At 37.6% G+C, this 21,853-nt stretch carries 16 protein-coding genes and 1 pseudogene; 7 read left to right on the top strand and 10 right to left on the bottom strand.

Annotation, left to right across the window (positions count from 1 at the left end):
• Positions 1-204: pseudogene (locus LEP1GSC062_RS11260) on the bottom strand (hypothetical protein); the annotation flags it as partial.
• On the bottom strand, positions 201-557 hold the full coding sequence (locus LEP1GSC062_RS23640; protein WP_010576885.1) for a hypothetical protein: 357 nt from the start codon (positions 555-557) through the stop codon (positions 201-203). The pseudogene LEP1GSC062_RS11260 and the gene LEP1GSC062_RS23640, both read right to left, overlap by 4 nt.
• Positions 558-1,314: 757 nt before the next feature.
• On the opposite strand from LEP1GSC062_RS23640, the gene LEP1GSC062_RS11250 reads away from it, so the two are divergent.
• From LEP1GSC062_RS11250 to LEP1GSC062_RS11230, 5 genes are all read left to right on the top strand, one after another.
• Entirely contained in the window at positions 1,315-1,710 is a 396-nt protein-coding gene (locus tag LEP1GSC062_RS11250) for a hypothetical protein (protein ID WP_020984287.1), read from the top strand.
• 453 nt (positions 1,711-2,163) lie between these two features.
• Positions 2,164-3,036, top strand: a complete 873-nt coding sequence (locus LEP1GSC062_RS11245) for a ParA family protein (RefSeq protein WP_020984290.1) — start codon at positions 2,164-2,166, stop codon at positions 3,034-3,036.
• Between the two features lie 5 nt (positions 3,037-3,041).
• Positions 3,042-3,986 (top strand): ParB/RepB/Spo0J family partition protein, encoded by a 945-nt coding sequence (locus tag LEP1GSC062_RS11240; protein WP_020984286.1) that lies wholly within the window; start codon positions 3,042-3,044, stop codon positions 3,984-3,986.
• Positions 3,987-4,379: 393 nt separating this feature from the next.
• On the top strand, positions 4,380-5,684 hold the full coding sequence (locus LEP1GSC062_RS11235) for a DNA-binding protein (protein ID WP_155827670.1): 1,305 nt from the start codon (positions 4,380-4,382) through the stop codon (positions 5,682-5,684).
• A gap of 326 nt (positions 5,685-6,010) precedes the next feature.
• Entirely contained in the window at positions 6,011-6,694 is a 684-nt protein-coding gene (locus tag LEP1GSC062_RS11230; RefSeq protein WP_020984283.1) for an MORN repeat-containing protein, read from the top strand.
• Between the two features lie 278 nt (positions 6,695-6,972).
• Here LEP1GSC062_RS11230 and LEP1GSC062_RS11225 read toward each other — a convergent pair whose 3' ends face one another.
• From LEP1GSC062_RS11225 to LEP1GSC062_RS11190, 8 genes are all read right to left on the bottom strand, one after another.
• A complete protein-coding gene (locus LEP1GSC062_RS11225) occupies positions 6,973-7,656 on the bottom strand; it encodes a hypothetical protein (protein ID WP_010578208.1) in 684 nt (227 codons plus the stop codon).
• Positions 7,657-7,856: 200 nt separating this feature from the next.
• Positions 7,857-10,922: an efflux RND transporter permease subunit gene (locus tag LEP1GSC062_RS11220; RefSeq protein ID WP_020984292.1), complete on the bottom strand. Its 3,066-nt coding sequence runs from the start codon at positions 10,920-10,922 to the stop codon at positions 7,857-7,859.
• A 4-nt stretch (positions 10,923-10,926) separates the two neighbouring features.
• Entirely contained in the window at positions 10,927-14,013 is a 3,087-nt protein-coding gene (locus LEP1GSC062_RS11215) for an efflux RND transporter permease subunit (protein ID WP_039941869.1), read from the bottom strand.
• A complete protein-coding gene (locus LEP1GSC062_RS11210; protein ID WP_010578206.1) occupies positions 14,001-15,494 on the bottom strand; it encodes an efflux RND transporter periplasmic adaptor subunit in 1,494 nt (497 codons plus the stop codon). Before LEP1GSC062_RS11210 ends, LEP1GSC062_RS11215 begins: the two co-directional genes overlap by 13 nt.
• 27 nt (positions 15,495-15,521) lie before the next feature.
• Positions 15,522-16,118 (bottom strand): tetratricopeptide repeat protein, encoded by a 597-nt coding sequence (locus LEP1GSC062_RS11205; RefSeq protein WP_039941874.1) that lies wholly within the window; start codon positions 16,116-16,118, stop codon positions 15,522-15,524.
• A complete protein-coding gene (locus tag LEP1GSC062_RS11200; protein WP_010578204.1) occupies positions 16,115-16,804 on the bottom strand; it encodes a lipoprotein in 690 nt (229 codons plus the stop codon). The genes LEP1GSC062_RS11205 and LEP1GSC062_RS11200 overlap by 4 nt, the downstream gene beginning before the upstream one ends.
• A 49-nt stretch (positions 16,805-16,853) precedes the next feature.
• Positions 16,854-18,638, bottom strand: coding sequence for an Ig-like domain-containing domain (locus LEP1GSC062_RS11195; protein ID WP_010578203.1), 1,785 nt, complete (start codon positions 18,636-18,638; stop codon positions 16,854-16,856).
• A gap of 4 nt (positions 18,639-18,642) precedes the next feature.
• A complete protein-coding gene (locus LEP1GSC062_RS11190; RefSeq protein WP_020984288.1) occupies positions 18,643-20,271 on the bottom strand; it encodes a TolC family protein in 1,629 nt (542 codons plus the stop codon).
• A gap of 443 nt (positions 20,272-20,714) precedes the next feature.
• Here LEP1GSC062_RS11190 and LEP1GSC062_RS11185 point away from each other — a divergent pair, with 443 nt between their 5' ends.
• A complete protein-coding gene (locus tag LEP1GSC062_RS11185; RefSeq protein WP_244265103.1) occupies positions 20,715-21,335 on the top strand; it encodes a hypothetical protein in 621 nt (206 codons plus the stop codon).
• 252 nt (positions 21,336-21,587) lie between these two features.
• Positions 21,588-21,853, top strand: a 266-nt coding sequence (locus tag LEP1GSC062_RS11180; RefSeq protein WP_020984285.1) for an Rpn family recombination-promoting nuclease/putative transposase, incomplete at its 3' end; no start/stop codon positions are given.

Below are 21,853 nucleotides of genomic sequence, written 5' to 3'. Positions count from 1 at the left end.
CATTCGTCTCGTTGCGGTATTTCCCAGTGTATTGAGAAAGTTCTTTACGGAATAATTTGCTGCGGCCTTTAGATACAGTGCGTTGTAGAGTAGTCCCAGCTCGGCTGGCCCAAGCCTCTTATCATTCAAGAAAGCGCTGTCCACGCCAAACTGTTCGTTTATTTTATCTGTGTAGTAACTTCGAATCGCCCGGAGCTTTTTCATACGGCTACCTCCAAGATACGGTTAGAATTTTTAATTCCAGGCGTTGAATCCGACAAAGATGAAATGGTTTGAAGTTTTTGAATTGTTCTCCAATTTGAATCTATATACTCAAGAACCTGCTCAAGAGATTCGTAATCCGATGTAAAGAAATACTGAGTCTTGATGATTCTGAACTGTATTTCGTTTTCGCCCCGAATCGATATTTCTAAGTTCGGTAAGAAAAGGTGGCTGTATGCTTTTGAGTGGCCAGGTCTCTTCGTCCAATGATATCGATAGAGAATTGATTCTAATCGAGCTTGTTTTGTAATTTCTATCCGAGTCATTTGTCTCGGAATTTCGTTTAAAGGTTCCAACTGATTTTTCCTAAATAAAATTATTCTGTTTTCGCATATTTCTTATTAATTTCTCTTAGAATCTGTCTTGGAGTCTGACGCTTAAATCGATATCGGTAAATTGCGAATCCGATATAGAACCCCAAAATGATTAAAATTGTGAATAAAAGTCCGTCCATTCCCCTACCCCTTTTTCATCCCCTCTTTGACTATATACCTCAAATGTTCTTCGATAACTCAATCGATACACCATACACGCGAAGAGTGGCCGTAAACTACCACATCGGTCCTAGAGTCGTAGACCTCATAATAGCTTGCGCCCTCCCCTATCGGGTTGATTTTTAAATAATTGATAGGGTCCATTGAGTCATTTTTTGTTTAATTTGGTTCCAAAACTGTCGCTTTGGGCACAATTAATTTATCTTTTCCTAATATACTTCGTTTTTGTTTGTACTAGTGTCTTTGAAAGTGGGCCCAAATTATCGATTTGGTAGTTTTGTTTTTGATTTTTTTAGCTTTAATGGACTAATGTTCTTTACGATTTCGTTTATATATTCGTTTGCTTGAATGGATAATTCACATGAGTTTTCAGTATTTGCTTCATCTTGAGGCGGCTCAATTCGATGCCGTATGTTGTTTTTCGTTCTTTTTTCGCCTAAATAGGAGGCTATTTCATTTCTTTAGTCTTTTCCTGTGGTTAGCACAGGAATGCTCTATATTTGCCATAAATGGGAATGATTCCCATTTGTATACTTAAATTCAGGATTTTTTCCCAATTATGAAACAAAAAAAAGTTAAAAATATTACTCAGAAGTTTTTACTAATGGAGGAAGAACTTGATAAAAAACCAAAGGAAATCGCTGAAATTTTAGAGGTCGATTTGAGCACTTATTACAAATCAAAACGAGGAGACATCCCACTAAGCAGTCATTTCCTTGTCAAAGTTGAACACATTCTCGGATACAGTAGAGATTGGCTAGAATTTGGGAAAGGCAATCCGAAAGTTGAGGACTCTAAACCTCTATCCGAAATTGAATCTCATCTTTCCATTTTAAACAAACTCAAAGCTTATGACCTCATCCCCATTTTAGAAATCCTTCCCCACAATCCAGTCGCGGAAGACAAAAGAGTTCTTTTGGATCTTTTAAATCTTTTTGCTCAAAAATTTAGGTAGGCAATTTTACCGCTTCAATTCAAAGCCGTTTGTAGCTTATGACTTCCGAGTTGGAGATAGGCAAAAGTTTTACAGGATTCTTCTAATCCCGCTCCCTACTTTCTTTTGGTACAGATTTTCCTTTCCGTTTCATACATTTTCACTCATTCCGTTTTCGTGTATTTATTGGGTGATTTTTTCTTTATGAGGCCTTCGTTTTTTTGCTTTGTTCTGTTCGGTTTTTATTCCCTTTTTATATTCTTGTAGGTCCGATTCCTTCTCTTGTTGTGGATGCTTCCTGAGCTAATGGAAAAAGAATTTTATTTGAAATATAAACTTCCCTTCCCCTAGGCTGGCTTATTTATTCACTATAAATAACTAAACACCCATTAAGAACAACAGGTTGCACTTTACAAAATTAATACTTTAAAAAAAATTTCTTTTCTACTTATGTCTTATATCCAAAATTGCAATATGCCACCACAATTTGTTATTACAATCACAAACCCAAAAGGCGGAACCGGCAAATCAACTACCGCATTTCATTTGACAATCTCTATCTCCAAAAATGGGAAAACCTTGGCAGCCGATGTTGATATGCAGGCCGATTTTTCCGATGCTTTTTTTCCCGATACACCCATTGAAGATTTCGACGAAGCGAATACTTTTACAGTGATAAGAGGGGAAACCACGCTTAAAAATTCTGTTAGAAGCAAACATGGAATCGATGTTTTAGTGTCGTCTTTAGAAATGGAAGATTTCGCATATCATGCGACAAAAAATCAATCACTCATTCCAAAGCTTGGTTCCATTCTTCGAAATTCAAATTATGACTATGTGATTATTGATACTCCTGGTTCCGGATCTTCGGAAACAATATCCTCTATTATGGCAGCTGATTATGTTTTAATTCCTGTTAAACCTTCCAAGTGGGCAACAAGGACTATAAAAAGAGTATTAAAAAAAATAAACGAAGCACAACAATTTCTTAACACTATTCAATCTGGCAGAACCATTGAATCATTTATAGTTCCAGTACAATGGGGGAAGGCAAAACAACCCTCCGCGCGAGCTATTCAAATCCTAGATCAACTCCAAAATTATAATGAAATTCTTTCTCTTCTCAAAAAAAAGGAAGTTGGTTTTGATTTAGTAAAATGTCCAATGGTTACCGACCCAATACCATATATTCAAGAAATGGACGACCGAACTGAAAATGGTGAGCCCTTTAAACCAAATACTATAGGCTCAGAACATTATGACCGATTAGTTAATACAATTTTGAATTTTCACCTAAATAAATCATCTAAAAAGGACACCCAGTTGTCCTTAACATACGACAAGTAAATCTTATGGCGAAAAAACGAGAAATTTTCAGCCTTTTGTCAACAGCTACGGGTAGTAAAATAGAGCTCGAAGAAGCCGAAAAACGTCTTCCTTCAAGAGCAAATGTATTTTTACAAGACTTAGCCAATTTAAACGGTCAGAATGGGGAATTAAGAAAGATAAAAATATCTTTAATAGATTCAAAAAATAATCCACGCAAAACATTTATACAAGAATCGATCGAAGGGCTCGCAAAAAGTATAAAAGCACAAGGATTAATTCAGCCTATAGTTGTAAAAAAAGCAGGAAAAAGATTCAATTTAATAGCGGGTGAAAGACGAAAGCTCGCAATGACTCTAAATGGAGAAGAGTTTATTTTAGCCCTTGTTCACGATGTTGATTACATAGAAGACGAATTCATACCGGAATACAAATTAACAGAAAATCTACAAAGAGAGGACTTATCAGATCTAGAATCTGCATTTTCATTATCCGAAATCAAAGAGAGAAAAAACTATACAGTAACCGAGCTTATGAATCGATTTGGGAAATCAGAGTCGTGGGTTAAACAAAAATTAGCTCATGCTAAGTTAGCCGATGATCTTGTATCCAAGAATATTATTCCGTCTATAACTTTACTAAATAAAGTTCCCACTTCACTGATTATGCAATTAAAACCACACATTGAATCGAACCCAAAAGAAATTTCCAATTGGCTTATTCCGAAATTACAGTCTACCGAATTGCCTACAAGGATTGAATTCCAGGATTTTGCAAACAATCTTAAAAAAACGATTACAAAGCCAACAACTATCGATAAGACCAAAAAACAATTAGATAAAAAATATAGGATAAAGTTATTAAAACAAAAAATTCAAAAAGACCAAGATTTGATAAAAGTTATTAAAGAAAGAATAACTCAAAATCAAAAGCTCCTTGATGAACTTCAAAATAAAAAAAAGAAAGCTTAAGTTTTTTTATTTTTATTTAAAAAGTGCTGGTACTTGATTGGCAAACTATTAATGTCGTATTGAATCGAAATTCACCACGATTCACTGTTAATAGACCTGCCGAGATGTGGTAGTCGGAGCAGGTCAATTTCTCAAATTTAAATCCCAAAATAATAAATTATGTCTCTTTTTTGCTTGACATCCGTTTCATACCTGATTCTAGTCCAAAATATCTTAGGAGACATAACTAAGATTGGCCACTACCACTTAGGCCACTAACAGTGAATCGAGGATCTACCAAAAGGCCCATGCCTAAATAATAGTTCCCCGTTTTTTAAATAGAGTAGGGTAATTCAATTTTTACCGTGCTGCGCCCGCGTTATGTCCGGCACCGTAAAAAAGGGAACAAAAATTATGGGCGAAGCTTTGTCCACAAGTCGGGCTTTCACTGTATCAGACGTAATCGAATCACTACCACTAACAAGGGCTAAAAGGCAATTGTTGTCTAGAATCACTGATTTAGATATCGCTGGAAAAAAGCGAGGTCTTGGTGGTTGTATTGCAAAAAACAGAACACTCGGTAGAAAAGTCAAGCTGGCTGAAACTACAGTTTCTAAATATATCCGCGAAATGAAGAAGGCTGGATATCTGGTCGCTGGAACATTTCACGGACATTACAGAATACTCAATTCAAACTTTAGTAATGCCGTTGAAATGGAGAGATATCAATACAATCTATCAAAATTCCAAGAAAAAAATGCTAGGCTGCCTAGCATTGAAATCCTAGAGAGCGACTCCCAGGAGTACGGAGCAGCCCCGTACGAGGGTACGGAGCGTTGTTTTAGTAACCAAAGTACAAATACAACGAGTAATAAAGATAATGAAAAATCTTCTTCTGAAATTAAATGGTCAAATATCTCTGAACATGCAAAAACTATTATATTGAACGAGTTTGGTGAATATGACTCTATTCCGGAGAAAGAAAAAGAAAAAATTAAACTCTGGCAAAAACTCTGTAATGACAATCCCGAAATTTCACCAGAGTCAGTGTTAGAAACGATTCGAAAACTAATCTATATCAAAGAGAAATACAAAACGAATACTTTTTGGAATTCCATACCGGTGAATATAGCATCATCCTACTCGTACAAAGATAGGATTAAAAGTACATATAACGCGCTTTTACAAGCGAGTTCGAACACAGCGAAACAATCCACAAAAGGAGAAAACGTTTCTCAAGAACAAAACTCGAACATAGATCGGAAATACCAAGAACCCTCCTGGGAAGCCTTTTTAAACTGGTCATCGAAACGATTAACCAGATCCAGTATCGAAATTCTGAAACGAGTTCAAGTCCGGTTTAGAGATAATGGAACACTTTTGATTTTAAACACAGTGCCGGAACCCTTACAGATGCTCATTAAGAAATATTTTGCGGAAGAAGTTCAAACACCTATGCCAGTTGAATTTTTAAACGGAACCAGATTGGAGGAAAAATCTTATAGTATAAATTTAAATGCTAATGTGAATCGAAATGAAGAAACTTTTTCACACGAGGAATTTATGCAGGCACTTGCAAAAATAGCAAATGGAAAATCTTGTAATATGCAGTTAGTTTCGGCATCTTTACAAAATCAGACAAAAATGGGTCTTCCAATGAAAAGTAATTATATTCCAATTCAATCCGGAGAGATTAAAAAATCACATACAAGAATATAAAGGACAAATTCAAAACTGAAACAAGAGCAAAACTTGAAATGACCCCTATATAAATTAGATCCATTCGGGATCGGTAGGGAAGGGATCACTATTCAACAGTTTAACACAAGCAATCACCATGCCTTGCAATTGTAATAGAAGACTCTTTTTGTAGCCAGAAATATGAGTAATAAAAAAGCGAGAAAATAGATACACTCAATTTAAGACGAAGAAAGGCAAACCTTTGCGATGGAAAGAAGTTTCACCGATTGATGAAAAGTAAGAAAAAAGAATTTCGCTAAATTCATGTCATTGATTTTATAGAAGCGTCAGAGGCAAAAAATTATATGAAGCAAATTTTAAATTCCCTTAAAAAAAGATTTCAAAAATTCCCCAAAACAAAGAAACGAATTCTTCTTGGACTTGTATCCACTTTTATCTTATTTTTAATCTTTGCATTGGGATCTTTCATTATTTCAAATACTTCAAAGTGTATTGAAGGAGATTGTAAAAACGGATTCGGTACGCTCCAATTTAGAAATGGGGCGGTCTATAAAGGTCAATTTGCTCAGTCCAAGTTTCATGGTTTCGGTATTTTTACACATCCCAAAGGAGATTTTTATGAAGGTGATTGGATCTTTGGTAAAAAACATGGCAAGGGTATTTATAGGTATGCGGACAAAAGCAGATATGAAGGTGATTTTTTCGAAAACGAAAAACACGGAGTAGGGATTTTTTCCTGGCCCGGAAAAACTTCAATTCTGAAAGCGAATTTTTTTCAAGGAGAGCCGGAAGGAGTCGGCGAGCTCACCATTGCGGGAGGAATCAAACTTTTAGGGATGTATCGTAAAGGCGTCATCTACGAAGGAAGCGGTATTTATATCTATGAAGACGGTTCTAAGTATATCGGTGAATGGAAATCGGGTAAACGAAATGGAACGGGAATCCTTATGGATTCAAGAGGCACAATTCTTAAAAACGGTATATGGAAAGACGATCAAAATGTTACAGATATAAAAAGAACAGAATGATTTTTACAAACAACGTAAGAACCCGTCGAGCGCCAATGGATTAGTATGATTCTTGGACGTAAGACAGTTCCGAATGTGATATTCTTGATTCGACGGAGTCAAAAAGGCCGGTGGAGTAACTCAACATCTCACTCTTCTACGGGTCGTTCGATGGATTGATCACTTCCTGATGAACTCAATCTCTAAGGGTCGTTCTGCAAGTTTTGAGATACGCCGTAAGTAGACAGTAACACCTGCTATTGATAAAGAGCAGGTTTGAACTTTCATTCTAGGGAAGATTAGCTAAAACTAGAAATAACGACAATCGAAAGAAGTAAAAAAGGCGATAGCCAAGTTAAAATCGCACGCCCCAAATTCTGATCAAATGCTCTTTTGCACATTTTAATAAAGAAATAACTTTGTGCAAAAAGTCCGATTAATAGTAGCGCGGCGTTTAATCCTATAAAAAAGACCATTCCATAAAAATTTTCTTGGATATTTTTGGGAACGAATTGGAAGAGTACTAAGATCGGAAGTAACGCGAATAAGATATACAGACAAGACGAGTGATAAATTCCTAACAGTCTAAGAAAAGATCTAGTCGGTTCTCCTAAAATCCACATTGCTCCATAGGAAATAACAGCGCTTATGATTTGCAAAATCATAAAGAAAAACGCTAAAAAAAACACACTATAAGGAAATACGTTCATGAGATATAACGACCAGGATATTTTTCCTTGCGTATAGAAATTTTTCATTACATTGCCGTATTTAAGCAAATAGTCCAAATTGAATAGGGAAAAGATTAAATTTATTACGATGTAAAAAATTAGGAAGATAGAAGTGATCTTTAACGTTTGTTTTAAAAATTGAAACGGGGATTCCTTTACAATTTCCTCCGGATTGAGGTTGTAGTTTAGGTTCTTTTGAAACGAGATTGTAAACCAATTATTTTTTAAAAGCCGATTTAACTTAAATACCATTTTCTAATTTTCCTAATTAACGATATGTTGAATTGATTGTTATACGTTGTGAATATTTTAAAGGACTCATTTTTTCGTCGACTTGAGATTCGTCAATGTTCACCTTATAGCGATTGAAACCCGACATCTATGCGAAGCAAGTCATAAATTATGATGAATACCCTGTTTTTATTTTAACAGTTGTTTGCTCCGTTTAATTTTCATCTTCTTGAAAATCTTAAATTACGGTGATAAATTAACTTCCAAACGGAACGGATTCCATTCAAACTTATGTTCTTTAAAAATTTAATTTCTTCGGAAAATTTTCCATCTTGTATATAGTTTAAAATCCTAAGAGTGAACAGATGTGACAGAGTATATCCAAGGATCAACGTTATCTCAAGTTGTTGTAGAAAATGACCTCCTTCCACCGGATAGAATATTTGAGGCATAAAAAGAGATCCTAATAGTAGTAAATCGCGCCATCTATTTTCTGTCCTTTTCACTTCGCTGAATTTTATTTTTTGTATAATTTGGAAAGAGACGAGCGATGTAAGGAGTAACAAACCGAGATATATCGGTAGAGTTAACGAATTAAAAATAAAACTTAATAAAAAGAATGTGAGAAAAATCGGAACAAAAAATGAGATTATTACAGCAAACGGTTTTGTAAATGATTCAAAATACGAAGACAGTATCATAAATATAAATAAGAGAGATCCGATCAAAACGGCATAGATTTGATTTTCGCTTTCCAATATTTTTTCCACGTTTCTTCCGATTTCCAATTGATAGTTCGCCGGGAGTTCCTCGGATCCTATATTTTTTAATTCGGTCAGTATTTCGGAATGAGATACTTTAGAGGAACGTAATGAAAAGGAAAGCATGCGTTTTTTATTTTTTCTATACGTTTTAATCGGGGATTTTGATTCCTTGGTAAAAGCGATTTCGGTCAATGGTATATATTTGCCCGTATTGTTTTTCAGATAAAACAGATTCAGACTATCTTGAGAGTTCCTGTATTCTCTGGAAAATCGAACTCTCACGTCCATTTCTCTATTATCGTCTAAAAATTTAGTAACGACTCCTCCTTGGATCGCAATTTTCAGAAAGTTTCCGATTTCGTCGTTTGAGAGCGAGGATTCTATCGTTTTATTTTTATCCAGCAAGACTTGGAGTTCTTCCCTCGGAGATTTATAACGTAAAACTATTTCTTGGACGCCTTTGATTTTTGAAACTCTGGGGGTGATGTTATTAATTACTTTACTTAATTCTTCGTTTTGGTCTCCCAAAATGTCTACGGTGATTTCCTTAAATTGAGCGGCATCCGATTCTTTTGAAATATAACAGAATGCCGGATTTGTGTTTCCTATACCTTCTCTAATTTTCTCGATGAATTCGTCGTTTCCGATTTTGTCGTCATTCAGAGTGATTAATAAAAAAGAATGGGCCGGTTCGATCTTGCTTGTAACTTCTTTTACTCCTTGTACGGCGAGTATTTTGTTTTCTATTTTTTTGGCGGTTGAGTTCGTAAATTCGAACCCGGTGCCGGATGGCAATTCAATATAAGCCAATAACTTTTGGCTTTCAGAGGAATAAAATAATTCTTTTGGAATATTATAAAATCGGACAATAACGAATAATACAATTATTAGATAGCCCGCATATTTTGCCGCAAGAATAAAGTTTTTATATTTTTTTAAAATTTCTAACTTCGTTTGCAGCTTTGCGAGATGAGTCCGAATTGAATCAATGAATCTATTTTTTAGAATCATATTTCGTATCGTATCGAATTTGTTTTCATGTCCGATAGGGAGAGTTGTGAAATTTTTTACGTGATAGGCTATTGAATTATCTAGAAAGAATATCAACGGTGTAAACGTTATATATGAAAGTGTGAGATAGGTTACGATGGTTAATCCCAATTTTAGCGAGGGTAGTCCGGTGTTTTTGTCCAATACGTAAGGTGGGATCGTTATCGCGATTAGGATTGCAAGTAACGTGATGAATTCGGCCCTAAAACTTTTTAGGGTAAGTTTCTCCTTTTTTGCGTTTATATATTCTCCGAGATGAACTACAATGATCAACCAAAAAGAAAAACCGATTACAATCCCGCTAAAAACGACTACATCGAACGGTATTTTTAAAATGAATAAAATTAACTGAATCGTAAAGAAAACTATGACTAACTGTAAAAAGAAGATCGTTTTTATTTTAAAGTAGTGAAAAGACTTTGTTTTTTGAATTGTGAGTGCGAATAAAAGGAGGCCTAATGCTAACGTGATACAAAGATTCCAGTATGTTTTTACGATCGATTCGGTTTGATCGTAAATCATCTCAAATTCGACGTCGGCTATATTAAGTTGTCTGAGCTTATTTCGAGTTTCTTTTGAAAGTTCTAAAATATTTCCTAAGGAAGATTTGTAAATGTAGATACTGATGTTTTCATTTCCGTTTACTCTCGATGCGCTTTCTTCGTCTCGGTAGGAAAAGGAAACGTCCGCTATATCTTCTATATAGATCGTTTTGTTTCTTTCTTTTAGAAATATTGGAATCTTTTGAATTTCGTTTATACTTTTTAATCTGCCGCTGGAAATGACCTTAAATTCACGACCGACGTTCTCAATTTTTCCTATTGAAACAGGTTTGTTGTGATTTTGAATCGCTCTTTGAACTTCCAATAAATCCAGTCCGAACCCGGTTAATTTTTGCATATCACAAGAAACTAATATTTCCCTTATTTTTCCGCCTGAAACGGCGATTCGGCTGACGCCTTCCAGATTTTCGAGATATCTTTTTACTTCGAAATCCGCAATTCTCCTTAATTCGATTAGATCGTATTTTGTACTTTTTAAGGTTATTATTAAAACTGGCCTTTCGTCGGGATCATACTGATATAGGAACGGTTTATGAACTTCCTTAGGAAATTGACCGGAAAGAATGTCTATCCTTTCTCTAATTTCCAAACTTTTGAATTGCAAGTTTACATTTTTTTGGAATTCAACGTTAATATCGGTCTTTCCTCTTTCGGCAAAGGAGTGTATGACCTCGATCCCTCCGATGTTGGATATCGTTTCTTCTATGGGGACGGTAATCGTTTGTTCCACATCTTCCACATCGGCTCCGGGATATTCGACCGAAATTGTTAGAGCGGGATATGGAACCGTTGAAAATAAAGTTACCGGATTTCTTATATATGATAAAAAACCGAAAATGACGAATCCAAGAAAAATCATTCCCAGGGTCACCGGGCCGAAGTTTATAAATCCATTTTCTTTTCGGTTCATGATTTTACGGTCTGCGATTTTTAAGTAAAAAATAAAAGAGAAGCGGGATTAAGTATAAACTGAAGAAAAAGGACGCGCATAAGCCGAAAATCACGACCACCGCCATCGGAGATTGAAATTCGGTTCCTTTTTGAAGTTCCAGCATTATCGGTAAGAGCCCTAAAATCGTAGTGCTGTTGTTCATTAGGATCGGTTTTAATACGATTTTGCCGCTTTCTACGATTACCGTTTTTAACGGGGTGTTATTTTGAGATAAGATGTTTACATATTCATAATATAAAACCGCGTTGTCCACTACCACGCCTAATAATAAAACCAATCCCATAAACGAACTTACATTGAGACTTTTTCCAAATAAGAATAAGGCCGGAAACAAGCCGATAAATATGAGAGGTATCGTACATATCATAATCAGAGAATATTTTAGCGATTCGAACTGGCTTGCCAGAAGCATAAATATGAGAAGAGTGGCTAAAATAAAAGTAAACGTTAGATCGCTAAACGATTCTTCTATATTTTCTTTTTCACCCGTAAATTGTATTTTGTATCCTTCGGGAGGAGTCGTATTCCTGACGATCTCTTCCACACTCGCTATTGAATCGTTGATCCCGGACGGTTCTATGTCCGCCGTAATTTGATTGATCCTTACATTACCTGATCTTAATATAGAAGAGGGACTTGTTTTTTCTTCGATTTTTCCAATTTGTGAAATTTGTACCAATCCTCCGGTGGGAGTTCGTATTTTCATATTTAGGATTTTATCCAGAGTGTTTACGTCCTGTTTACGAAACGACATTCGGACATCCGTGTTTTTTCCGTTCAGTTTTATGCGAGTCACGACCGAACCGTGGTTGGCTAACCGTAGATAGGCGGATAGATATTCATTGTTTAAATTGGAGTTACTGTATTTTATCGAATCGAAGTTTAAGGAGAATTCTGTGGAAGTGTCGCTTATACTTTCTTTGATGTCTTTTACTCCTCTAATCTTTTCTATTTTATTTTTAATGTTTTTTCCCAGTTCGTTTAATATTTTTAAATCCTCTCCTTGAATTTCCAAAATCAATTTATTGGAATCGGAAGAGACTAACGATGAAATAATATCTCCGCTATTTTCAAACGTTACTTGTATATTTTCGTTGGAAGGAATTTTCTTTCTTATCTCTTCGATATATTCGGAAGTATCGATTTTAGAATCTTCTTTTAATAAAACTCTGATTTTGGCGGTGTTGGTTCCCGAGTTTCCTCCTTTTTTACCCGCAATTTGTTCTTCTTCGTAACCGATTCTGGAAATGATACTTTCCACTTTTTGGGTTTCTAATATCGTATTTTCGAGTTTGTTTACCCATTCAGACGTGGATTCCAATTTTGTTCCGTTCTCTAAAGTTAGTGCGATTGAAAATTCACCCGTATCCACTTTTGGAATGAATTCTTTGGGAACCACCCATAAGAATTGAAGGGAGAATACAAGTAATACGGCTATGATTATGATTAAGGGGCGGGGATTGTTTAAATATTGATTCAGTTTTTTTTCGTAACTTCGAAGTAAACGATCGTTGATTTTTTCGGAGTATTTGAATACGACTCGGTTTAAAAACGGAATTTCGATCTTTTTATCATACAAAATGGATGAAAACATCGGGATGATCGTAATCGAAGATATCAAACTTGTTATTAACGATATGGTTATAGCCAAAGCCATTTCGGAAAATACGATTCCTATGACACTTTTTAAGAAGATGATCGGAAGAAATACGATTACGGTCGTAAGCGTAGCCGAAACGACGGAACCCGCGACTTCAAGCGTTCCGTCTACGCTCGCCTTTTCTATTGTTTGTCCTTTGATCATGTTTCTTTCTATCGCGGAAAAAATTACGTTGCTCGTATCAAAGAGCATTCCGATTCCTAAGGCTAATCCGCCTAAGGACATCATGTTTAAGGAGATTTCGAATAGATAAAAGAATAAGAATGTTGTGAGTAGCGAAGCGGGTATTACGATGAGTAGAATGATGGGACTTTTTACGTTCCTTAGTAAAAAAATTAAAACTAAAAAGGCGAGTAACGCTCCCGATATCAGGGAACCGCTTACGCCCGACACGGAGTCTTTTATAAATTTGGATTCGTCATAGACGATATTTGCAGTGATCTCCTTTCCGAATTTTTCGTTGATCTGTTTTAAATGTTTATTTACTTCTTCCGAGATCTCGACCGAGTTTTTTCCGGGTTCTTTGAACAAATATACGATTACACAATCCTTACCGTTGTATCTCGCGATTCCCGTTCTTTCCCTATAACCTTCCTCTACGTCGCTGAACGAGGATAACGGTATCGATATTCCCTGTTGATTGGCGCCCACTATGGAAGTTTTTAAGTCGTCGATCGAATTGAATTCTCCCACCGTTCTTATCAGTAGGTCTTTATTTCCTACCGGTAAACTTCCAGCCGGAACGTTGATATTGGTCGCTATGATCGCTCTTTTTACGTCGAGAGGGGAAAGGCCGTAGGCGTTCATTTTTTCGGAATCGATTTTTATCCTAATTTCTTTTTTGTGTCCTCCGGAAAGTTGAACGGACGCCAATCCTTCGATTCTTTCTATGTGTATCTTGACGTTTTCCTCTATAAAACTTCTCAGCTCTTTGGGATCGAAGTCTCCTTTCGGGAAAAATACAATTTCTTGAAACGAAGCTTTGGAGGGATCAAATCTGGTTACGATGGGTCTTGTCGCGTCTTGAGGCAATATATCCCGAACTAAATCGATTCTTTCCCGTATTTCGATGATCGCGTAGTCTATTTTCGTCCGATTTGAAAATTGGACGGTTATAATGGACGAGCCTTCCGAAGATTCCGAACTTATCTTTTCGATTCCCGGTACGGTGCCTACCGCATCGGTTAACGGTTTTGTAATTAAGTTTTCGATTTCTTCCGGAGATGCGTTTTGATAAGAAGTTAGAATGCTCGCTTTAGGATATTCTAATTCGGGTAAAAGATTGATTTTAAGTTTTTGTAACGATATTAATCCGAATACACATAACGCAGACCAAATCATGGCTGTCGTTACGGGCCGATTTACGCAGAATCGAATTACTGCTTCCATGTTTCATTGAGAGTCGGTTTTACCGGAGTGCCGTCTCTCAATTGAGATAGTTTGTCCAAGGCTATAGAATCGTCCGGTTTTAATCCTTCTACAATTTGTATTTTATCGTCGTATTTATTTCCGAGTTTTACCGCAGCTTTGAAACAACGTCCGTCTTTGACGATAAATACGGAAGAATTTCCTTCTTCTCCTTGAACAACCGCCGCGCTCGGAACTAGCATCATCGGTTCCGGTTTGCCCGTTATTATTTTAGCTCTTATAAACATTCCCGGTTTTAATTTTTTATCCGGATTTTTCACTATAGCTTTTACTTCTACGGTATGCGCCTTTTGATCCACAAGAGGACTGATTAGAATGATTTTTCCGGTGAAGTTTGCCGTTTTGTATACGTCGGCTTGAAAATCCACACTCATTCCGCGGGTTAGACTGATCGATTCTCCTTCGGATACGTTGAAGAGTGTGATGATTTCATTCACACTCATCACTGTAAGAACAACTTGATTGCCTCCGGTTGAACTCGATAATACTTCCCCTTCGCTTTTGTATTTTTTCGCCACGATTCCGTTCATCGGGGAATAAGAGACAACTTCTTTGAGTAGAATCCTTGTGGATTTCACCTGAGTTTCATGCGATTTATGAATTCCGGTGGCTACTTCCAATTCAGCGGCTTCGATTTTTGTGTTGATTTCACGCAATAATTTGATCTTCGCTTCTTTGGACGCTGGAATCGAATCACTATTTTGTAATATATCTTCGTCGCTTAATCCTAAACTATGAATTTCCAGATCTTTTTGTGCGAGTGTCAAGGCGGCTTCCTTGTTTTTTAATTCCAATGCCGCAATTTCGAACTCTTCCCGACTGAGTCCGCCCACCTTGTAGATTTCCTCCTTACCCGAGAACGTTGTGCGCGCTTTTTCCAATTCGTCCTTGGTCTTTTCGTAAACCGTCAGGCTTTTTTGCTGCTCTTTTATTTTCACGTCCATACTTTGTTTCGCTTTTTTATATTTTTCACCGGCTAACTTTACTTGAGAAGCGGAGGATTCTAAAGAGGCTTCCTGTTTCATGAGCTCCAATTCGTACTGGAGGCTTTCCATCTTAAATAGCTTATCTCCCGTTTTGACTTCCTGACCTTCTTGAACGTATATTTTTTCGAGCTTTCCGGTAAGTTTGGGGAAGATATCGACTTTGTCCTTGTATTCTATGGTTCCGGACGCGCTTAAAGAAGGTGCTAAATTTACGGTTTCAATTTTTAAGACCGATACCGAGATCGGATCCGTATTTTCCCTTTCTTGTTGCTCGTCCTGTTTTTTTAACAAAAATGAGAGAGGTTTGAAAACTACATTTCCGACGCGATTTAAGGACGAGTAGGAGGGATTTTGAGATAATCTATAATAAAATGAGAATATTCCAATATAGGCTATGAAAGTGTATATGATCCATCTTACGATCCTATTCTTAAATAGTTTTTCGAATTGAAACATTTTGATTTCCTTATTTTGTAAAGCGGGTTACTTACTTACTTTTAACGATTGATATCTTTCTTTGTGATATTCCGCTTTTTGACTCAAGCCCGCCTTTTCGAATATTTCGTATAAACTTTTATGAGCTAAGGCCAACTTGTCGGATTGGTACGTGATTTGTTGGTAATTTAGGATTGCGAGATCGATTTTTCCTGTATTTTCCAGGATTTTTCCCCTGATATATAAGGCTTCTATATTGGAAGAATCCAAGGCCAGATATTTTTGGATGTTTTCCAATATCGGTTCCGGCTTTTCCTTTAATGCGAATTGGGTTTTTGCGATCCAAAGAAGTGCGCCGTAGTTTTCGGAATCTTTGTCATAGGCTTCTTGGAAGAATTTCTTTGCTTCCTCGAATTTATATTCGTAGTAATTGAGCTTTCCCAATAAGATTCGAGTTTCTTTATAATCGGGATCCGACTTGTAGATAATATGAAGGTCTTTTAACGCTTCCACTCTCTGCCCGGATTCGTATTTGCGGAGGGCGTTGAGATACCGATCATTCAATTCCTTATTTTCGTTTGAACAAAAGTATCCTGATATACAGAGTATCGTAATAATCAAGATCTGAATTTTTATTTTGTTCATATCCAGAATTTCCACCATTGTTCCTTTTCTTCTTTCGTATCTATTTTGTTTATGATTTTCGCGCATATATCTTTTAACAGATTTGCTTCCGTAAAGACCCGATCATCCACCGTGTAGTTTAAACTTCCCGTGATCTTTCCGTTTTTATCATAGATTTCGAGAAATATGATTCCGCTCTCCTTTTTGTTGATAAGTTTTCTATTGTCGTTCATGGCAACCGCGCCCTGAATGTAGTAGTCAAACTTTATGCCGTTTCCTATGTTTTTGATTTCTGCTTCTCTGAGTATCTTTGGCTCGTAGTCCAAACTAAAATACGCCTTTTCTCCCGCAATTTTTGTTACGTTTTGGAATTCGGGTGTCGTGATGGCTTGCGGACTTTTAGCCTCGGTTTGACTTTGCGTATTTGTCACACTTTGGATTAGGTTTAATTCCTGTGATTTTAGAAAATCTTCGATTTGTAATATCTCGTATCCGCTGTTGATAAATTCAAATTTTAGCATATTACTTAGGTTTTTGGCTCCGAACGGATCATAATAGGAATCTCTATTTTCTATGAATCCTATTAAGTAAGTGGCCTTTGTTTTTTCTTTTTTGGTCGCGTATCGAATTGTGCCGGTATTGATATACATACATTGAACCGTCAGGATCGAAATCGTTATGATTGAGATCAATTTTGCTATTTTCATTTTTTAATTTCCTACACGTTCTTTTAAAGTTCCTTCAAATCGATCCGCTCTATTGACTTATAAAGGAAAAAGAAAACGGTGCTGATAGTTGTTTTCCGTTGGTATCCGTTGCGGAGACTCCCACTTGAAGGGTGTATGTCGGAGAACTGCCCGTGAGAGACGCATTCGATAAATTGAAATCGCCCGTCGCTCCAAATGCTAAGACTCCGCCACATGTTGATTCCATCTCGGAAAACTGTAGACTCAATACTCTACAGCCGAACGGAAACACTCCTTGGCAGTCGCTCCAATTCCAACTAGCTAATCGTATCGAAGTGAGTGGCGGAGATACCCGCGTTAGATTTGTTGCGGATGCGGTGCTGACCGGATCCATATAATTGCTAAAGATGATCTTAAAGTCGTCCGTGTTTCTATTGACGCAAGCGCTCGCCGCCGCCGTTCCATCGTCTCCTCCTCTGAATTGATAGGAGCTTGGAGTTAGGATAGGGAGCGTATCGTCCCACCAACAGGATCCTAAAAGCCAGTTCCCGCCGATTGCGTTTCCGGTTCCGGGTAAAGCAGCGGCACATCCTTGGCTTACCAAGCCGAACGCTTGTACGTGAGGTGTTAAATTGACGGAACCCGCTACAAAACTTCCTAAGATGGGACTTCGTAATGCTACGAGATTGGAGGTTAATGCGGATGTTCCCACTGTCGCCCCGTATCTCACTCCGTAAATTAAACTTTGATCCGTCGTGTATGTGAGTACTTGATTTCCGGGGGCCCAGGTATACGATCCTGGAATTTGAGGTGAGAAGGTAATTGCCGCCTGCGTGCTGTTTCGATCCATCGCATTCGTAAAATTGAATACGATTGTATTGGTCGTAGGGTTTCCCAAACAAGCGTTCGTTACGTTGGTGGTTAATAGATCGGCGACGACTCCCACGCCCGCTTTACAAACCGCGGAAGTTCCGGTCAGGATATTGATGGAATTGATTCCTAAGGCCGCGTTATTGGAACCCACAAAAAAACTTCCGATTGCCGCCGAAGCAAGGGGAGCGCCTCCCTGATCTGTCGCTTGAGCTCCGACCAGAACGCTGTATCTTTGTCCTGCAATGAGAGGATAATCGGGTGTGATGGTGAGTACGTTCGGAGAATTCCAGGTATAATTTGCTTGGATGAGGGGAGTAGTGGATATGACGGATTGAGTCGCTCCGGAAGACATGGGTCTTGAAAAGTTGATCACGATTTGACTTCTGGACGGATTTCCCATACACGCATCGATCACGTTGGCGTTTAGGAAATCAGTTAGAGTTGCGGTTCCTGCGTTACAGTTATTTACGTTCCCGCTCAGTACATACATACTGTTTACGGTCGGATTGGTTCCTATATTCGTTGTGCTGGTTCCGATTGCGATTGATGCGCTGAAAGGATCTTCCAGGTCCTTACCTTCCGTATCTTCGCAAGATTTTGAAACGCTAAACGTATACGTTCCGGGCTTGAATGCGGCGGAAGGAGTAAAGGTCAGTAGATTGGTGTTTGCACTGTTGAAAAATCCTTGTGTTTGTGGGGATATGCTAAACGCCAACTGACAACTGTTCATGTTCATCGTCTTTGAAAATCCGATTGTGATACTTTGACTGGTGGGTAGGTTTTGTTCTCCCGCTCCCGGATTGCTAAACAGCACTTTTGGGCGATCGCTTTCTCCGAAAAAGGGACTGAATTTTTTTAGATCGTTATCGATCTTTCCGCATCCTAGTAGTTGGAAAAAAACAGTGAATACGAAGAAAAGTGTGTTTCTTGTTTTTGTAAGAATCGGTTTGAGAAAGAGGGATGCTTGTATGTTTGTTTTCATAGATTTAATCGTTTATGATCAATTCCTGATTTTCGATTTTGAAGGTTTCGTTTTGCGGAATGTTTTTTTTGTTATAGGTCAAGGCCGCTATGAGCGAATTGCCTTGTCCTTTTTTGTATTGTAGAAGTTTGGAAGTATTTAAATCGATTCTTCCTAAATAAGAAAGTTCGGTGCAATGGATCGCATAAGAGGAGAGTGCGTCGGTCAGATCCTCCTGAGCCTTTAGGAACTCAAGCTCTATGGACAACAGATCTTCCTTTTTGGCGTGACCGATTCCGTGTTTTACCGTAGCAATTTTAAGCGCCTCCCATTGGAGTAGTACTCTTGAATTTGCGATTCTGATCAAGCCCCAGGATTCGTTGATTTTGTCGTAGGATTTTCTGATTTCGGTTCCAACCTGATTTTCCAACGCTCTATAATTTAATAACGCCTCGCTTAGCTGAACTTCTCCTTCCACGATTTTTCTGGAGTAACTCAGGTTATTAAAAAATTGTACGTTCGTCGAGTTGTATCCGTTTAATCCGGATCCTACGAATTGGTTTCCGAATCCGGGATAGGTCTGGATTCCCGTTCCGTCTTTTTGTATCCCGGAACTACCCGTGGATTGCACAACATTACTACCTAACGGGAGAGTGATGTTAAAGTTGACTCCATAGATATTGTGCTGCAGGGGAAAAGTATCTCCGTTTTTTCCGGCGTATCCTCCCAGATAGAGTTTGGGCATCCAATAATTGTCCGCTATCTCCTTATCATTTTTTAGCTTTTGAACGACTATTTGAGATTTTGCGATATCATCTCTTTGTCTCCTTGCGTTATCTACGATGTTTCGAATCTCCAGATTTGGGAGGGTCATTACAAAATCGGTAAATAGATTTTCTTCGATTTCCAGCTCGCTGTCGTAGTCTATGCTTAGGATCTGCTTTAGGTCGTGTATCGACTGATTGTATTCGTTTTCGTATTTTTGAAAAATGTATTGGGACTGTCTCAGTTTGCTTACGGTTTCGAGTAATGCGATTTTTGTGATAAACCCCTGTTTGTATTCTGTTTGCGCCTTACGGGATGCTTCCTCCATTTTTTCGATGGATTTTTTTCCTATAAAAACTTTTCCTTTGGCGGCAAGAGCCTTGAAATAATTTTTTTCTATTTCGTATTTGAGTTTGTAAAAACCGATTTTGAAGTCCTTTTCGTTGAGAGCTTCGTTTAGATTTGCGGTTTCCAGATTGAGTTTTGCTTCTCCTCCGTCGTAAACAAGTTGTTGTACCGTTAATCGGACATCGTTGTAGATGTTGTCCAGCGAGTTTATGTTTACGTTTCTAAGGCCTAGATATTGGATTCCGACCTTGGGTAGAAATTCTCTCCAACGTTCGGTCACCAACATTTTGAAAATTTCTTTTCGGGCTTCCAGGGTTCTGAGTAGAATACTGTTTGTGGTTCCGATAAGGACCGCTTTTTCCAAATTGATTTTTATTTTTGCCTCTTCTACTTTCTTTTTGTTTTCGGGATTGGAGAAGAGGGTATTTGAAACAAGGACACCAATTAGGATTGTAAGAAGTAACTGCGCTTGAAATTTTCGATTGTGTTTTTTATATCCTTTTTTATTTATATAAAAAAAGTTTAATTTGAAATAGGCCATGAAAAATCTTTTTAATAGTATCGTGTTTCAAAAATTGTTTCTTAAATAAGAAGTTTCAAAAATTTATTTCTTAATCTTTTTTGAAAAATAGAGCGTTGTTTGTTTTTTATGGACCATTTTTTTGGTTTATTTGATAAGCAATCTATAGATTGATATCTTTCGAATGTTTTTCATCATCATAGTATGTGAGGCCGCATTTGTTTTTTTATAAATTCATTTCAATTCTTTCGTTTCTCGGTTGTTTTTTCTTTGTTAATTGTTCCAGTGTCGAATTTTCTGATCTGTCAAAACATAAATCCTCTCGTTCTGCACTTCGCTTAACATTTCAGTTTGAAGATAAAACTTCTTTTCCCACTGCTTTATTTTTACCGGTCCGTTTTTTTTGGCCGAATGGAAAAGAGGAAAAAATTTGGAAGACATCGGATGTTTTTACGGGAAGGGATTTGGATCGGTTGAAAGAATGGATCGGAAAAAGTTTGGAACAAGGATTCGGATCTGCGGATTCCAATCCGAATATCGGTTCCCATTTTGGTGTTTTACCTTTGAACTTGTTGATTGCGGAGGATCAGGCGATTGTAGGTGAGTTTGCGTTTTATTTTCGTAGCGAAAACGGTTCGATTTGTAAGGAACGTTTGAGTTTGTTTTTGAAAAAAGACACTTCTACGGAACAACTCAAGCGAGTATTTTCCAAAGGGGTTGCTTATTTGAGCTTTTATTTTGTGAACGGCTGTTTGGATCCAAACTCTGAGAGACCTAAATTGATTTCTGTGTCTTCTTCTTTTCTAGAACATCCTTTGGATTTTTTGACCAATTGGATCGAAGGTTCTTCGTTTGCAGTTGAGTTTTTAGATTCGATTGAACTTGCTCTGGAAAAATTACCCAGAGAAATGAAATACGAAGAATGCGTCCGTTACGGAAATACGTCGGGTAAAGTGAGGTGCATTTATTCCGAGCAGAGAACGGTTCGGGACATAGAATGGAAGTCCCATTTTAATCCGTATCCTGATTTTCGTTGGGATTGGGCATTGCCCGAAAAGACAAAAGCCGGGACGAGTCCTTTTTAGGGATCAACATATTAGGGATCAGAGATGTCAGGGTTAAAATTTTTCTGATTTTATCCATAACGAAACGGAAGAGATCCAAGTTCACCGTTCGTTTAAAAAAGTAGGAGTTTCCACGGGCCGCGTTCGAAGAAACGTAAGCGCAGAGTCTTTCTATGGGCCGCTCTGTGGGTTTTGGACAAGCTCTTCGTCTTGAGTGTGAAATAGAATTCTAAATCAAATTGACCGGTAAATCCGATATCCCAAAAATAACGGATGACCGAAGTGAACAATCCACACGATCGATTGATCCGAGAAACATTTCAGGACAAAAAAGAGGCCGCAACTTTCTTCAAAAACACACTACCGCCGGAAGTGGTAGAGCTACTTGACTTGGAAAACTTAGAATTGTCCGAATCGAGTTTTGTAAGCGAAGAATTAAAACAAGAACAGACAGATCTACTGTTCCAAATCCCGCTCAGGTCCGGAAACAAGTCCAACGTCTATTTGCTTTTCGAACACAAAAGTTATTTAGAAACAGC

The sequence above is a fragment of the Leptospira alexanderi serovar Manhao 3 str. L 60 genome (genome assembly GCF_000243815.2).
Taxonomy (GTDB): domain Bacteria; phylum Spirochaetota; class Leptospiria; order Leptospirales; family Leptospiraceae; genus Leptospira; species Leptospira alexanderi.
Note: the sequence above shows the minus strand (reverse complement) of the source record. Positions and strands in the feature narration are given on the sequence as shown.